Source organism: Pseudoalteromonas sp. 2CM28B (genome assembly GCF_023161935.1).
The window spans coordinates 92015-107509 of the sequence record NZ_JALNTH010000015.1 but is presented as its reverse complement, the minus strand read 5'-3'; the positions used below and the strand labels follow the sequence as shown (position 1 = coordinate 107509).

General features: G+C 39.1%; 13 protein-coding genes and 2 pseudogenes. 7 read left to right on the top strand and 8 right to left on the bottom strand.

From position 1 onward, the window contains the following. The first annotated feature begins 68 nt into the window (after positions 1-68). Positions 69-1013: a carbohydrate kinase gene (locus MTN96_RS19235; RefSeq protein ID WP_248532538.1), complete on the top strand. Its 945-nt coding sequence runs from the start codon at positions 69-71 to the stop codon at positions 1011-1013. A gap of 198 nt (positions 1014-1211) precedes the next feature. On the opposite strand, the gene MTN96_RS19230 is transcribed toward MTN96_RS19235, so the two are convergent. From MTN96_RS19230 to MTN96_RS19220, 3 genes and pseudogenes are all read right to left on the bottom strand, one after another. Next, the gene (locus tag MTN96_RS19230; RefSeq protein WP_013463012.1) at positions 1212-1613 is read right to left on the bottom strand and encodes an STAS/SEC14 domain-containing protein; all 402 of its coding nucleotides are present in this window, start codon (positions 1611-1613) and stop codon (positions 1212-1214) included. A 121-nt stretch (positions 1614-1734) separates the two neighbouring features. After that, on the bottom strand, positions 1735-2427 hold the full coding sequence (locus MTN96_RS19225) for a cupin domain-containing protein (protein ID WP_248532537.1): 693 nt from the start codon (positions 2425-2427) through the stop codon (positions 1735-1737). A 14-nt stretch (positions 2428-2441) separates the two neighbouring features. After that, positions 2442-3059, bottom strand: a pseudogene (locus tag MTN96_RS19220) (glutathione S-transferase). A 177-nt stretch (positions 3060-3236) separates the two neighbouring features. On the opposite strand from MTN96_RS19220, the gene MTN96_RS19215 reads away from it, so the two are divergent. After that, positions 3237-3755, top strand: coding sequence for a TetR/AcrR family transcriptional regulator (locus tag MTN96_RS19215; RefSeq protein WP_069439125.1), 519 nt, complete (start codon positions 3237-3239; stop codon positions 3753-3755). A gap of 72 nt (positions 3756-3827) precedes the next feature. Here the strand turns inward: MTN96_RS19215 and MTN96_RS19210 are convergent, their stop codons facing one another. Further along, on the bottom strand, positions 3828-5291 hold the full coding sequence (locus MTN96_RS19210; protein WP_013463008.1) for a carbon starvation protein A: 1464 nt from the start codon (positions 5289-5291) through the stop codon (positions 3828-3830). Between the two features lie 348 nt (positions 5292-5639). Here MTN96_RS19210 and MTN96_RS19205 point away from each other — a divergent pair, with 348 nt between their 5' ends. Further along, positions 5640-6122 carry a putative 4-hydroxy-4-methyl-2-oxoglutarate aldolase gene (locus MTN96_RS19205; RefSeq protein ID WP_036983776.1) on the top strand — a complete coding sequence of 161 codons (483 nt, stop codon included), beginning with the start codon at positions 5640-5642 and terminating at the stop codon, positions 6120-6122. A gap of 116 nt (positions 6123-6238) precedes the next feature. Here the strand turns inward: MTN96_RS19205 and MTN96_RS37320 are convergent. Then, a pseudogene (locus MTN96_RS37320) lies at positions 6239-6675 on the bottom strand (glycosyl hydrolase family 18 protein); the annotation flags it as partial. 567 nt (positions 6676-7242) lie between these two features. Next, positions 7243-9750: a S8 family serine peptidase gene (locus MTN96_RS19195; RefSeq protein ID WP_248532536.1), complete on the bottom strand. Its 2508-nt coding sequence runs from the start codon at positions 9748-9750 to the stop codon at positions 7243-7245. Between the two features lie 570 nt (positions 9751-10320). Between MTN96_RS19195 and MTN96_RS19190 the strand changes: the two genes are divergently transcribed. Genes MTN96_RS19190 through MTN96_RS19175 form a run of 4 tightly spaced genes read left to right on the top strand, consistent with a single transcriptional unit; the run spans position 10321 to position 13452 of the window. Beyond that, the gene (locus tag MTN96_RS19190; RefSeq protein ID WP_248532535.1) at positions 10321-11829 is read left to right on the top strand and encodes a curlin; all 1509 of its coding nucleotides are present in this window, start codon (positions 10321-10323) and stop codon (positions 11827-11829) included. A 41-nt stretch (positions 11830-11870) separates the two neighbouring features. Then, positions 11871-12263, top strand: a complete 393-nt coding sequence (locus MTN96_RS19185) for a curli production assembly/transport protein CsgE (RefSeq protein WP_036983770.1) — start codon at positions 11871-11873, stop codon at positions 12261-12263. After that, positions 12257-12679, top strand: a complete 423-nt coding sequence (locus MTN96_RS19180) for a curli assembly protein CsgF (RefSeq protein WP_036983769.1) — start codon at positions 12257-12259, stop codon at positions 12677-12679. Before MTN96_RS19185 ends, MTN96_RS19180 begins: the two co-directional genes overlap by 7 nt. After that, positions 12679-13452, top strand: a complete 774-nt coding sequence (locus MTN96_RS19175; protein ID WP_024602690.1) for a CsgG/HfaB family protein — start codon at positions 12679-12681, stop codon at positions 13450-13452. The genes MTN96_RS19180 and MTN96_RS19175 overlap by 1 nt, the downstream gene beginning before the upstream one ends. A gap of 78 nt (positions 13453-13530) precedes the next feature. Here the strand turns inward: MTN96_RS19175 and MTN96_RS19170 are convergent, their stop codons facing one another. Together MTN96_RS19170 and MTN96_RS19165 are read right to left on the bottom strand one after the other, a co-directional pair. After that, positions 13531-14733: an IS256 family transposase gene (locus MTN96_RS19170; RefSeq protein WP_248532534.1), complete on the bottom strand. Its 1203-nt coding sequence runs from the start codon at positions 14731-14733 to the stop codon at positions 13531-13533. Between the two features lie 72 nt (positions 14734-14805). Then, a complete protein-coding gene (locus MTN96_RS19165; RefSeq protein WP_248532533.1) occupies positions 14806-15495 on the bottom strand; it encodes a helix-turn-helix transcriptional regulator in 690 nt (229 codons plus the stop codon).

The following is a 15495-nucleotide window of genomic DNA, read 5'->3' as shown; positions in this document are numbered from 1 at the left end:
TTAATTAGTTTTAATAATTCTCCCTTGAATTTTGACCTAGCTCTGCTGGGTTTTTTAGGATTTACACTATGACCAAATTACTTAGCCTCGGCGAGCTACTTATTGATATGCTGCCACAAGATTCTCAAAACAGTGCTTATTTGCCCATTGCAGGAGGTGCCCCTGCCAATGTAGCGGTAGGTTATGCAAAGTTAGGCGGCAAGGCTGCTTTTTGTGGCGGTATGGGTGATGACTACTTTGCTAAGCAATTAAGTAAATCGCTTGAGCAATATAAAGTAAGTACAGAGTACTTATTTACGATTAAAGACTCTCAAACGGCCGTAGTTATTGTGAGTTTAGATGAAACCGGTGAACGCAGCTTTAATTTTTATCGCCACAATACCGCCGATTTACTGTTAACGAGTGATCACTTAAACCATATCAAATGGGATGAATTGAGTACCCTACACTTTTGTTCCAACACGTTAACCAATCCAGCCATTGCAAACACCACCGTGTGTGCTTTAAAGCTGGCTAAAAACAACCATAAACTCGTTAGCTTTGATGTAAATTTACGCTATAGCTTGTGGCAAAATAGCAATAACATTGAACACAATGTACACGCGTGTTATGCCTATTGCGATATTGTTAAGCTATCGCGTGATGAGCTGAACTTTTTAGCTGAGCAAACACAGCATGCACCTGATGATTACTTACAATCTATTTTAAATATAGGTGTTAAATTGGTATTTTTAACCGATGGCCCTGCACCGGCAACGGTTTATCATAAGGCGTTTATATTAAACGAATCGGCGCCAATCATTAATGCTGTGGATACTACCAGTGCCGGTGATGCGTTTATTGCAGGCGTGTTATATTATTTAAATCACACCGATGAAAATAGCCCGCTCATCGAAAAAATTAATAATGAGCATCTAGTAAAACACGCTTTAAATTTTGGTTTGCGCTGTGGCTCTAAAGCCTGCTTAGCCAAGGGGGCATTTCCCGCATTACCTACACTTCAAGAGGTATAATACTAATCCGCAATAATACTTAATCATTTTATGGGGCTAAACGTGTCGCTATCTGCGTTAAAAAATTCTCATTTTGAACAACTAAATAGCAAACTTTTTGCCTAGCTATCAACACGTTTTTCCTGCCTCAAAATAGATCACTTAATTAAGCGAATTGGTATAAATACTTTAAAAATAAAGGCCGATTATGGCCTTTATTTAAGCATCCGCTTCTTCATCATTACTTTTTAACCATTCTAAAGCCGCAGTGGCGTTCTCAAAATATTGAATTTCACCTGATACAAACCAACTGCCTAATTTAGCGATGGTTGATTGCCAGTCTTTGTTGCCGTATATGGCTATTTTTTTAAATTCTTTGTTGTGTTTTAAGCCAAGTTTTAAATCATCCCATGCGGCTCTAAGTTCCCAGCCATCAAGCTCAGTACCATCTATGAGTACATTAACAATAGGATGTTTAACTTCGCCAAGCGCAGAGTCTATCATCGGCGTGATCACTTCATAATCTTTGTGAGTGAGTGTGCCTATGGCTTTTAAGGTTAAAAAAAACTCGCAACCAGAGCGCTCAATACCAATAGATAAGCCGTGTGTTAAATTTACCATAACCCGAACTCCACAATAATATAAGCATCAAGTATAGGTGATAGCTTAGTAACCAATAGTGAAGTAGATCAAAAAACAGGCACATATACTTTTATTGTGCCTATTTTAATTAAATGCTTAATTATGCATTTTCAAGCCGTGCTATTTGGTTTTCAACATCTGTTAAATGACCGATTTTAAGCCACACTCTGGCTCCTTCACTGCCTGCTGTTGCTTTAATTTCGCTGTTAGGCGGCACTCTTAACCAGCTGTGCTTTACTAATGTATCGCCCTGCTCTTCAAGCGAGCCTTCAAGAACTAAAAGCTCGCCCCCACCCAAGGCGTTTAACGATATTTCACTGTTAGGTGCAAATGCTAAAATACTCACCTCTTCAAAGGCGTCTTTATAAAGAGGAGCTACATTTACATTACTAAACTCAGGGTGAGGAACACCGTGCATGGTATTAGTTTGCAAGCGAACATGCTCTGTGTCCTCTGGCTGAAACTGCCATAATTTTACAAATATAACGCACCCGTTTTCAGAGCTTGGTGTATGTTTTGACTCAGGCGGATTACGAATATAAGAACCCTTGGGGAAATCACCATGTTCATCTTGAAAAACACCTTCAAGCACAATAAATTCTTCACCGCCGGTATGTGTATGAGCAGAAAAATGGCTGTTTGGCGCATAACGTACAATGCTGGTTGCGCGTGCAACTTCATCGCCCACTCTATCAAGTGGACGCCTATCAACACCCGCCATCGGTGAGGCTATCCATTCTAACGATGCGCTATGTACAACAACACGTTCGCTAAAATCAGCTGCAATTTTCATATTTGACTCCATATCTAAACAGCAATGCTTGGACGTTGAGCGACCTTTTCTTGCCATACTATTAAATGTGATAGCTCCTAGGAATAGCTATTTTTGCAAAGCCTGCAAACACCAGACCGGCGTACAAAGTAATATCTGCAACACTAAAATTCTCACCGGCAACATAAGCAGAGTTGGCTAACACTGTATTAAAATAAACAAAGCCTTGGCGCGCTTTTTCACCTTGCTTTTCTCCACAAGCAACATTTTGATAGGTTTCAAGCGCTGGGCCTAAACCATCCGTTGCATGATGAAAGTAAGTGGCTACAGCATCAAGCACCATAGACTCCGCACGCTTTTGCATCATATTAATCACCACGCGTTCTTTTGCCTCAACACCGGTTAATGAAGAGCCTGCAAAAGCGGTATCAATATATTCAGTAATCGCGGTGCATTCTGCAATGAACGTTCCATCATCTAGCTCTAAAGCAGGTACGCCTGCTAAGGGTTTTTAGTTAAAAAAGCCTCAGTACGGTGCTCACCATTTAATAAATCGACAGCAACAAACTCTACTTTATCAGTCGCCTTTTTTCAGCAAGCGCAATACGTACACGTAATGGATTAGGAAAGTTTTCTACGTCAAAAATTTTCATAATTATCTCTTTATATTTTTTACCACAGTTTGAACTCATACTGGCAAGAATAAATTACCTACCTTCTGATAGGTAGTTTATATTAAGATCTCGACCTTTGCAAACTAAAAATAAAAGAGCTTGAAAATAACTACCTACTGGTTGATAATTTTTGCAGCGATATGAAGGAAGTTTAAAATGACAAAAAAAGCGGCCCTGTTAAAAGCAGCAGAAAATAAAGTTAGACTTGGTGGCTATAGCAATTTTAGCTTTAGAGAGTTGGCCAGTGAAGTTGGTATTAAAAGTGCCAGTGTGCATTATCACTTTCCAACTAAAGCTGATTTAGGTGCAGAGCTTGCGCATCAATATACCGATGCCTTTATCGCTGTACTTGGTGAACCGCAGACACACAAAGCAAACGGTAAAAACCCTATTGATATTTACACTCAGTTATTTAGAAATGCACTCGTGATTGATAAAAAAATGTGTTTATGTGGCTTGCTCGGCGCAGAAAGCGACAGCCTACCTGATAAAGTGCGGGTTGAAGTTCAGCGGTTTTTTAATAAAAATTTAGCCTGGTTAACCCAAGCACACGCTGCGAATGGTGAAGAAAACCCTGCTCGCGCGGCAATACAAACAGTGAGCTTATTAGAGGGTGCGATGATGATTAGTAAAACCCTAGATGATATCAGCTACTTCGAACAAGCCACTTTTTAGCGATTGGCGATCAAGTATAAAAAAAGCGAGCCTTAATAAGGCTCGCTTTTACATTTTTAAGATTACGATTTATTAAGCCGTACGCACTTTATGCTTTGAATGCACAACAGCTAATACAATAAACCCTATAACAGCCACCGCTGCACCAATCGGTTTACCTAAATCACTTGATAAGTTTAACCCTATTGCCGCGGTCATTATGTATGACAAGGTCACTGCTGTAGCGATTACTGCTGGTATACTAGTGATCCAGTGGAATGTACCACGGTCAAATAAGTACTTGGTCGCAAGCCACAACACACTGGTAGAAAGCAGCATATTTGAGAATGCGAAGTAGCGCCAAATCACAGAGAAATCGAGCTTAGTCATAAAGTAGGCAATGGTTAAAATAGGGATTGCTAGCAATAAACGATTACGTAAACTTTGCGGAATACTAAACGCATCAACCACAGTCAAGCGCAGTGAACGAAACGCCGTATCGCCTGAGGTAATAGGGAAAACAGCAACAGCAATAATTGCCATAATACCGCCAAATACACCTAAGTAGCTGTTTGCAATATGGTTAACCACCAAACCTGGGCCACCAAGATCAAGCATAGCTTTTAAACCCGCATAGCCTTCAGGGAATGCAGCAATACCCGCTAATGCCCAAACACAACCTACAATGCCTTCACACATCATCGCACCATAATAAACTGGGCGTACGTATTTTTCGTTGGTTAAACAACGGGCAATAATAGGGGCTTGCGTTGAGTGAAAACCACTAATAGCACCACAGGTAATGGTTATAAATAGCAGCGGCCAAGTGGGCAGTCCATCAGGATTTGGTGCTAAGAAGTCATGAGCGTGATCAGCCTCAAAGTATGCTAAAAAGTCGCCCGCTACTGGTAAATGCGGTGCGTTTATTAGCAGTGATACCGCAATAGCTACTGTCATTACGATCATTAACAAACCAAAAATAGGGTAAAACTTAGTGATGATTTTATCAATGGGTAATAACGTGGCTAAAAAGTAGTAAGCTAAAATGGCCAAAACCCAAAAGGTATTATTTGCAAATATTGTATCCTTAAATATATCAAGGTTACTTAATAATCCTGCCGGGCTCATAATAAATACAACACCAACAAAAAATAGTAGCATCGCAGTAAAAATAAGCATAAAGCCTTTAAATACAACGTTGTAGTAGTGCCCAGCTATTTCCGGTAAGCTTTTACCGTCTTCTTTTATACTCATTACTCCTGAGAAGAAGTCGTGTACAGCGCCACCCAAAACATTACCAAGCACAATCCATACAAGCGCAACCGGACCATATAATGCACCCAATATTGGGCCAAATATGGGGCCTACGCCTGCTATATTTAAAAATTGAATCAAAAATGCACGAACAGGGTGAATTGCAACGTAATCAACACCTTCGCTAAAGCGTTTTTGTGGTGTGTCGACCGTTGAATCCATGCCCGCTTGCTTTTCAACAAACGGGCTGTAAAACTTATAGCCTAATATTAAAATAGTTAGGCAAATAAAAAAGATGATCATAAAGCACGCTTCTCTTTTTGTATGTGTGTATAGGGCCAAGTATTACAGCTCAAATTTTAAAATAACAATTGAACGTAGCATATGAAAAAGCACGCAACAATGAGACGTTTGGCTAATGCTCTGGCAAAATCAAATTTATTCAAAAAATAAAACTAAGTAACAGCATAAGTTACTTATAAAAAAGCGTTAAAAAACGTTAAAAGTACTTATATTGCGACTAAAATCTATACGCCAATTTGCAACAATAGCTACACCTGAATGATTAATTAGCCTACGATAAACATTATTACTACTTTAAATGTACTGCCGTTGGCCTACGTGGCTTTACAAAAAACAAGGATGCCCTCAATGACACAGTTTACTACGCCCGATTTATACGATGAACATCGCGACCATGTGCAAGTCGCTGACAGTGGCTTGCAACACTTTGGTAATAAAACTCTCTTTTATGGTCAAGTAGTGACTGTCACCTGCCCAGACGATAACTCATTTGCTGGCAATATATTACATGAAAATGGTGAAGGCAAAGTGTTGGTTGTGAATGGCTTTGCTAGTAAACGTTTTGCCTTCATTGGCGATATGATTGCAGAGCGAGCCCTAAAAAATGGCTGGCAAGGCATTATTATTAATGGTTGCTGCCGCGATATTGAAATTCTTGCCACGCTTGATTTACCCGTGATGGCACTAGGCGCTACGCCGCGCTGCACCACTAAGCGCGGTTTAGGTGCCAAAGATCACCCGGTTAATATGTTAAACACCACAATTAATACCGGTGATTGGGTGTATGCTGATGTCAATGGATTAATTATTAGTAATAAAGCCTTGTTTTGAACAATAAAAGTGACTGTTCGCGATAAAAAAAGCAGCTCGAAAGCTGCTTTATATAAAATCTAACATTAAGGTTTTACATTAAAGTGCTAACCATACATCGGTTACGCCTGGCTCGTGGTATTTAAATAACCAATCCCTTCAAACTCTTTAGTGCCGTATACGTTCCATTGTGTTAATTATGAGTCTAAACCGGTGTCAAATAAGGCAGCATTGTGCCTACATGTGAGTTCCATGCGCCATGTAAGTCGTAAGACATAATGTTTACATAATCCAGATATTTAACCGCTTGAAAGGTTTCCATACCTCGTAATAAATAACCAGAAGATGGAGACGCAAAAGTGAGTAAATAGTGCTTACCTGCGGCTTCACCTGCACGATATAGCTCTTCACGTACTTTTTTCATTAGCACTTGGTATGAGGCATTCAATTCTGCACGGCGCGCGTTGGAAATAGGAAAATCATCGGGGTGACCTGAGTCGTTCATTGAAGATCGGTATTCGTAATCAATATCAACGCCGTCAAATTCATATTTTTCAATAAACTCAACGGTGGTTACCTCTCCATCGTTATCAATTGCTTGCGTCGATACGACAACGCTGTCTTTATCGGTTAGTTGAAAACCGTCTGCTGGCATTAACTCGATAATTAAGGGAATTTCATTTTAATGACAGCGTTGTCAAATGCACCCAGAATTTTCCAATCTTTATAATCACCAGCATTCTCCACTGGATTGGCTTGTGTCCACCAGCTAGCTTCATACGCTTGCACTTGATCTCGTCTAGCCTGTTTGCCACTGTTCTAACGCACTGCAATCAATAGACGCGTGTACATTTAAACTAAGAAAACTTAACAATAAAGCACTTAGATTAAAGGCATTTGTTATTATTTTACGTGAGCTCATTGGCTCCTCCATTAACAATGTTTATACTCATTATTTTTTACCTTTCAGGTACAAACTTAACATGGATATCGTAAATACCAAGAAAACAATGCACAAAAACACATACAAAATAGTTACATTATAAAATTAACTAATTATTTATAACTATAAAGTTAAGAAGGGATATTCCATAAAAAAGCCCAGCATTGCTGGGCTTTGGATGTCTAAGGGGTAAACGTTTTATTCAGAAAATGAAACCGTAATAATATTCGAACATACGTTTTCAGATATACATAACTGGTAGTCGTATGCCGGTAATGTTGCTTTACGTACGTAATCACGGTAACGGCCATTATCCGATACGGTATCTACTAGTTCGCCATTTCGGTATAAGCTAAGTGACTCAGCCCCTACTTCTGCCCAGTTTAACTCAACACGCATAGTATCAAGACGTGACTTGTTAGCGCGTTTTAAGCTCAATTCAATTTCAACATCACTAACAACCACTGTTTGAGTGAATGTATCTGAGTTATTTTCACTATCCGTTACGGTTAATTCAACCTCATAACTTCCTGACTGAGCGTAAACATGTGTAGGATTTGGGTTTGTTGATGTTGAACCATCACCAAAGTTCCAGCTCCACTGTGAAATGTCATCATTTACATCACGACTTGTATCTACAAATGTAGCAGTTAAACCTTGTGCTGAAACACTAAAGCCAGCTTGTGGTGGTTGTGGGCTTACCTCACCGATAGCGCTAAATGTAAGTGACCAACCATTGATATTACCCGTATCTGCACCAGCTGTATCTTCAACATGAAGTGTCCAATCTCCAGTTGCCACTTCAGAATTAAATACGCTTGATGTAAATGACTTAACAATATCGTCTGCACTGCCACCTTCATTGCTTTGTAAAGTTACTTCTGTACCTTGCGCTGAAATAAGCGTAAGTACTAAGTCACCAGACCAAGTATGCGTAATATCTACATCAGCAGTGGTGCCAAAAATAGTTAAACCATCAGCAACCGTAATAACCGAGCTTGCGCCCTCTGGAGAATTATCCGGAATAGCGATGTTTTCATCACTGCTGTAAGTAAAGTCATTTAAACCAGCAGGTTGAAGCATTAAGCTAACAGTTTGTTCTTTAACTTGCTCGTCTGATGTCGCAGTTACAGTAAAGTCGTAATTTCCCCACTGAGTATCGCTGTTAGTTGCAACTGTTAGAACAACTTCATCGCCCGGACGAGCAGTAGTTGCGCTTAGTGATGCACCTGAAAGATCTGAAGCTAAAGCCAGTGAAACGTCACCATCCCATTGTGAAATTGAACCAATCGTAAAGGTATAAGTAACCGTATCACCTACAGTCGCTTGCTGAGAAACCGGCGATACAGATAATTTAAAGCCTGGAGTTGGATCAGCATCTATTAGCGCTTGATTAACATTTAGGCGTGTACCTGCAACCGTTTTACCATTTAATGCTGCATTAGCATCACCACTAGACATAAGTAATTCTTTAAGCTCTAGTGTTGTTAAATCAGGATTAACTGAAAGTACAAGTGCAGCAGCACCAGCTACATGCGGTGTTGCCATAGATGTACCTGAATAAGTAGCATAGCTATTACCAGGAACGGTCGACAAAATACCTGAGCCAGGTGCGCCCATATCAACACTTGTTAGGCCCCATTGAGAAAAACTAGACATATTATCTCTGCTATCAGTACTTGCTATCGATAATACGTTGTCGTTTTCATAGTTAGATGGGTAGTGTGGATTTTGATCGTTATCAACCGCATCGTTACCCGCAGCAGCAACAAATAAAATATCAGCTTGCTCACTAGCCGTAATCGCATCAGCTAACGCTTGGCTAAAACCACCGCCGCCCCAGCTATTATTTAACACACGCAGATTAACACCCGCATTTTTAAGGCTAACCATGTAATCGATACACTTAATAGCACCAGAGGTAGAACCTGTACCATCTGCGGCTAAAAACTTACAACCAACAATAGAAACATCATGGTTTACACCAACAACACCGACACCATTGTTACCACTGGCACCAATTGTACCTGATACGTGTGTACCATGGCCTTGGTCATCCATCGGGTCACCAACATCAGTAATTGCATTAATACCGTGAACGTCATCAATATAACCGTTACCGTCATTATCGATACCATCACCAGCAATTTCACCACTGTTTACCCACGCGTTCGCAGCTAAATCAGGGTGACTATAATCAACACCGGTATCAATAACACCTACTACAACATCACGACTACCTGTAGAGATTGACCATGCTTCTGGTGCGTCAATATCGGCATCAGCCGTGCCACCAGTTTGGCCTTCGTTGTTTAAGCCCCATAAATCATCAAAACGAGGATCATTCGTTGCACTTGCTATGCTCACTCGGTAATCAGGCTCAACATACTCAATAGCTTGATGCGATTTTAAGCGCTCAATTGCTTCTTTAGCGCTCATTCCTGATACTTTAAATTTAGCAAGGCGGCCTGAAAATAACGAGGTGAAGTTATCATCAATTTCATCGTTATTTAGATCTGATATTTTTGCTTTTACTAACGAACGAGCTTGCTTACGCATTTCCGGCGAAGCATTCTTTTTATATTTAACAATAATCGAGTCACTGCTCGCAGTTACTTTTTGAGTTGTACTGTTAACATCAGGCAATTTAGCCGCAGCTAAACAAGGTAAAAGTGCAAGTGTAATAATAGATAATTTTGTTTTCATTGTTTTATCCGTAATTAAGTTAACTTAGCTTTACTAAGCGAAATATTTACGTTTATGAATTTAAGTAATCACGTGGCAAGCATTAAGAAAACGGGTAATCAGTCACTAACTCAAGTAAAAAAAACAAAATCAGGAACAAAACCATTATTTTTAACTAGAAATACAGTAAAAAAACACTAATAACAGCCATTTTAATGAATTAAATAACTTATTTTTAACATGTAATTAACTAATTATTTTTTACTGGTTTTTTTATGTAAATAGATAGAAAACACAAATTAAACGAGTAAGTAATTGAAGTTTATGAATTTAAATTACCATTAAAAAAGATGATTCAAAATGAACTCATCGAAGAATATAGTGACTGAGCAGTTATGAATTAGTGAATGGCAAACCACCTTAACAAGTACTAATGACCAAACCCTAATTCATATTTAAAACAGCATTTTACGTTTAAGAATAAAAAGCTAATCACACATTATGGCAGCACGGCATGCTGCAACGAAAATACCTTTTTAAAACTTAATAAATAATCAAGGTATTTTATTTTATCTTTCAAGGAGAATAATAATGAAATTGAATAAATCACTTTTAAGCTGTGCAATTGCAATTGCAATGGGCGCCAGCTTTACAGCAAACGCAAACACAGAAACAAAAGCGGGTTCAACTTCTGAGCTTGCAGCTAAAGTATCTGTAAGAAGTATTGAGAATGCTGTAACAGTTAACCAAACATTTTCTGACAACACGGCATTAGTATTTCAAGATGGCGATGGCAACACTGCACTAGCTACTGAAATCGGTAACAACAACGATGTTAAAATAGCTCAATTACAAAATGGTAATTACGCCGAAGTTGAAACAACAGGTGATAACAACCAACAAACTTATGCTCAAGATGGTGTTGCTAATGGTTTCATTACGCGCATAACGGGTGATAACAACGGCGTTAATGTTTCTCAAACCGGCCAAGGATTATTTCAAAACAATGAATCAATCAATATTATCACTGGTAGCGACAATAATATTGACGTTGAACAAGGAAATGGCGGTCACTGGTTTTACAACATGGACATGAGAGGTAATGGTAACGTAATTACTTCATCTCAGTTTGGTATGTGGCAAGAATTTGAAGTACTTAGCTTATCAGGCGATGAAAACACTATTGAAATTGAACAAACAGACACCTGGAATGAATTTAAAATAGGCTCATTACGCGGTAACGAAAATGAGATTGACGTTAGCCAAGATGGATCACGTAACATCATTAAATTCACTGATATTGCTGGTGATGACAACGAAATAGCTACTGAACAAAGCAGCGGTAATAACAATACCATTACTTTTGCAGCCGTTACTGGTAATGATAATGAAATAAAACTAGACCAAGAAGGTTCGAATAATGCTATTGAGTCTGGTCTTTTTGAGGGTTCATTCAATGAAGTAACAGTTAATCAAAATGGTGATGAGAACCTTGCGACTACTGAGCTAATGGGCGATAACAATGAGCTTACAGCAATGCAAGTTGGTAACACTAATGAAGCATACATGGGTGTCATTGGTTCAAATAATGAATTTACAGTAACCCAGGTTAGTGATTTTAACTCGGCTCATTTAGCTAACTTTAATGGTAGCGGTAACGATGTTGATCTTAGCCAAACAGGTGGCGATGAAAACACAATTTTAGTGCAGTCTTCATACCCTGATGTTTCTCTCACTTCAAACGATAACGATATTGATGTTAATCAAGTCGGTAATCAAAACGAGGCGATTGTTACACTAGCGGGTATCCTTGATAGTAACGCAAACCAAATTGATATTGCTCAAAATGGTGATATTAACGTTATTGACTTAATGGTAGAAGGCAGTAATCACTCTATTGATATTGCACAGCAAGGCGAAGGTAACTGGGTAGGTGGAACTGGAGATTCACCGTTTTTATTAGGCGGTGAAAACGTTTCATTCTCTGTTACTCAAACCGGTAACTACAACACTGTTATAGGTAGCGCAATTGGCTTTAACAGTACATTCTCTGTCACTCAACTTGGTGATGGTAATACAGCAACAGTTACACAAATGTAATTGATGAGATGGGGAGAGTAACCCTCTCCCTTATTTTAACTATGGAAAATAAACAATATATCTATCTTTTTATACTTTTAACTTTTTTTACTCCTTTGAGTAATGCCAGTGCTGATTTAGAAATCGATGGATTATTACTAAACAAAAGTATTAGTCGCTTTGGGTATCAATTTTACAGTGAATTTTCAAATTATTGGCGTGAACTGCCTTCAACAGCTGGCTTTAATGTAGAAATAAAAGAAACAGTTATACCCCGTGCTGGTACTAAATTAGTTTTGATAATGAATCATAAGATTATTTATGCAACCCATTTGGGACGAAAGTTAGAGCCTTTGGACGAGCGAGTAGAGCAAGCAGTGCACTCTGTAATGGACGCCATGGCGCGATCGAATATGCAAACAGCGAGTCCTGATATGGCATTAAATGGATGGTAACAATGAAAAAAATAGCATTAACAATAATAACAACTTTAAGCTTTTCAGTCTGCGCAACTGAAATTATTTATACCCCTATTAACCCGAGTTTTGGTGGCAACCCTCTCAATGCCAATATGTTGCTTAGTAAGGCACAAGCACAAAATAAACATAAAGCGCCGGTTGTCGAAAAAGGGTATGCAGACCAGTTTAAAGATTCATTAGAGCGGACATACTTAAATCGAATGGTGAGAGAAATCACCGACATGGCTTTTGGGGAAAATATTGAAGACAGTATTTTTAATCAAGACTCCATTTTTATGAGCGGTGATTATCAAATAGAAGTGATCACCAGTACAACCGACACTATCACGGTTAGAATAACAAATGTAATTGATGACTCGGTTGTGGTTATCGAAGTACCGAGGTTTGGATAATGTATAAATTAATAATAATAACAATCGCTCTTTCTCTTAGTGGTTGCTCTACTATGGGTAATTTAATCCCTCCGTCAAAACAAAGTGCGGTAACGTTAGAGCCAACAGATGTTTTTTCTGATTTAAAAAGCTTACCTAAACCTGCGGGCAGCATTCCAGTCTCGGTTTATTCATTTCGCGATCAAACCGGTCAATATAAACCACAGACTAATGTTAGCTCTTTTTCAACGGCAGTCACTCAAGGTGCAAACTCTATTCTAGTGCAAGCATTACATGAGTCTGACTGGTTTACGCCGGTTGAACGTGAGGGTTTGCAAAATATTTTGACTGAGCGAAAAATTATTAGAGCGGCACAAGCGACTAACCCTAATCAAGGCGAGCTACCGCCGTTAACCACTGCGAAAATCATTTTAGAAGGCGGTATAATTAGTTACGACACTAATGTAAAAACGGGTGGCTTAGGAATGGAATATTTTGGTATTGGCGCATCAGAGCTATATCGTGAAGATGCAATATCAATCTATTTACGTGCCGTAGATGTAAGAACTGGCCAGGTATTGTTATCAGTAGCCACCAGCAAAAAAGTATTGAGCCAAGAAATGCGAGCAGGTTTTTTTAGGTATGTTAGCTATAAACGTCTGGCGGAAGCTGAGGCGGGCTTTAGTGATAATGAACCAATGAGCATTTGCGTAACGCAAGCAATAGAAAAAGCGCTTACAGATCTTATCACCAAAGGTATTGATAAAGGCTTATGGGCTAAACAGGCAACTTAACGTACTCTTGTAGATGGCCACAACGTCATTGATGTGGCCGAACAGAGGGCGTTCAGAATTCTGTGTCAGCCTAAATTGCTAAATATCTAGCACGCCATCTAACCTACCTTCGAAGTGAATGGCTAATTGCGACAATGTCAGGTTCCAACTGTGGATTGGCATTGTCCATTTCTTCGAGGCGTTCAATATGCCTGCATACAATAATTTCATCAAGCTATTTTCATTCGGGAATGCGCCTTTAGTCTTGGTCAATTTCCTAAACTGGCGGTGAACCGCCTCGATAGCATTGGTGGTGTAAATGGCTTTTCGCACGTAATCTGGGTACTTGAAGTAAACCGACAGGTTCGTCCATTTACGACGCCAAGAGTCGATAACAATGGGATATAGCTTGCCCCATTTATCGTCTAGCTCATCCAGTGCTGCTTCTGCGGCATCTTTAGTTGCTGCACGATAAACGGGTTTTAAGTCAGCCATAAAGGCTTTTTGGTGCTTAGAGGCTACGTACTTCATCGAGTTACGAATTTGATGAATAACGCACTGTTGAACCTCTGTTTCAGGATAGATAGTGCCAATGGCTTCAGAGAAACCTTTTAGTCCATCAACACAGGCGATTAAAATATCGGATACGCCACGATTATGTAAATCGGTCAGCACTGATAACCAGTAGTTAGCACCTTCGCTTTCTGATACGTAGAGGCCAAGTAATTCTTTACGGCCTTCAATATTAATACCCAGCACAGTATAAACCGCTTTGCTAACGTAGCGACCATTTTCCTTGATTTTATAGTGAATAGCGTCAAGCCAGATAAATGGATACAACGCATCAAGACTGCGAGATTGCCACGCTTTAAGCTCTGGTATTAGCTGGTCAGTCACAGCGGTTATTGTGGCTTCTGATACTTCAATGCCATACATTTCTTGAATGTGACTGCGAATATCACGATAGCTCATGCCTAACGCAAACATAGATAGGACTTTTTGGTCAATTTCTGGCGTTAACTTAGTTTGGTTTTTCTTAACGAGTTGCGGTTCAAAGGAGCCAGCGCGGTCTCTTGGTGTTTCAAGTTCAAATTGACCTACAGATGATTTAACGGTTTTTTTGCTAGTGCCGTTCTTACGGTTTGGTTGCAGTTCAGCTTCTAGATGCTGCTCTAGCTCTGCTCTGAGTGCAGCTTCAGTTAATTGTTTAATTAGCGGTGTTAAAACACCATCTTCACCAGTTAACCCTTTACCAGATTGAAGTTCAGCTAATGCTTTGTTGAAGTCGAAAGATTGAGTCATGTGTCACTCCTGTTTTCTTAATATTACTGAAATGACACAGATTTCTAAACACTACCCAAACACAAATAACGATTAGCTCTCAACGGGTAATAATACTGAAATATATCTTTGCGCCCAATTGGCCAATTCAACTCTATTACGCGAATTAGTTTTTTTAAATGCGCTATAAAGGTGAGTTTTAACAGTGTGGTCGCTAATGTTTAGTTTGTCCGCTATTTTATTATTACTCGCTCCTTGTGCTATTAAATGAATAACCGACTTTTCTCGTTTAGTTAAATGTTTATAGTCAGCTTCATTTAATGTGATGTCTTCGCTTAAGGAGCTAAACGAAGAGGCGACACTTAGAATATCATTAAAGGCCTTAGAGATTACTTTACGAGTAAACCAAAGCTCACCAGTAGAAATTCTTACTAAGCCTTTAAATATATCTTCTGCTGCTGCCGATTTATAAAATACCCCATTAAAATGATTGATTAATAAGTTTTTTTCACATACTTGCTCTAGTTCTACATTAAAAAGCACAACTTTATGCTGTTTAGCCAAACAAATTAAATCTGCTGGGATCAAGTCCTGCCAATCATTTTTAGACCCATCAATTAGAAAAATGTCATAAGCACCACGCTGATCAATATGTGGGATAGTACTGTCCATTTTTATATCACCAAAAATGGCTTGAAGTGTTCTTAAAATAACTGTGTAGTTTTGAGAATGGAAAGACGATTGAAGCGTTGTCTTAATAAAAGCCGAGCTTTTTTTAAACAT

Bases quoted from the DNA above. Each gene is read 5' to 3' on its own strand.
- MTN96_RS19235 (WP_248532538.1), top strand. From the start codon at position 69: ATGACCAAATTACTTAGCCTCGGCGAGCTACTTATTGATATGCTGCCA.
- MTN96_RS19230 (WP_013463012.1), bottom strand. From the start codon at position 1,613: ATGGTAAATTTAACACACGGCTTATCTATTGGTATTGAGCGCTCTGGT.
- MTN96_RS19225 (WP_248532537.1), bottom strand. From the start codon at position 2,427: ATGAAAATTGCAGCTGATTTTAGCGAACGTGTTGTTGTACATAGCGCA.
- MTN96_RS19215 (WP_069439125.1), top strand. From the start codon at position 3,237: ATGACAAAAAAAGCGGCCCTGTTAAAAGCAGCAGAAAATAAAGTTAGA.
- MTN96_RS19210 (WP_013463008.1), bottom strand. From the start codon at position 5,291: ATGATCATCTTTTTTATTTGCCTAACTATTTTAATATTAGGCTATAAG.
- MTN96_RS19205 (WP_036983776.1), top strand. From the start codon at position 5,640: ATGACACAGTTTACTACGCCCGATTTATACGATGAACATCGCGACCAT.
- MTN96_RS19195 (WP_248532536.1), bottom strand. From the start codon at position 9,750: ATGAAAACAAAATTATCTATTATTACACTTGCACTTTTACCTTGTTTA.
- MTN96_RS19190 (WP_248532535.1), top strand. From the start codon at position 10,321: ATGAAATTGAATAAATCACTTTTAAGCTGTGCAATTGCAATTGCAATG.
- MTN96_RS19185 (WP_036983770.1), top strand. From the start codon at position 11,871: ATGGAAAATAAACAATATATCTATCTTTTTATACTTTTAACTTTTTTT.
- MTN96_RS19180 (WP_036983769.1), top strand. From the start codon at position 12,257: ATGGTAACAATGAAAAAAATAGCATTAACAATAATAACAACTTTAAGC.
- MTN96_RS19175 (WP_024602690.1), top strand. From the start codon at position 12,679: ATGTATAAATTAATAATAATAACAATCGCTCTTTCTCTTAGTGGTTGC.
- MTN96_RS19170 (WP_248532534.1), bottom strand. From the start codon at position 14,733: ATGACTCAATCTTTCGACTTCAACAAAGCATTAGCTGAACTTCAATCT.
- MTN96_RS19165 (WP_248532533.1), bottom strand. From the start codon at position 15,495: ATGTTTAAAAAAAGCTCGGCTTTTATTAAGACAACGCTTCAATCGTCT.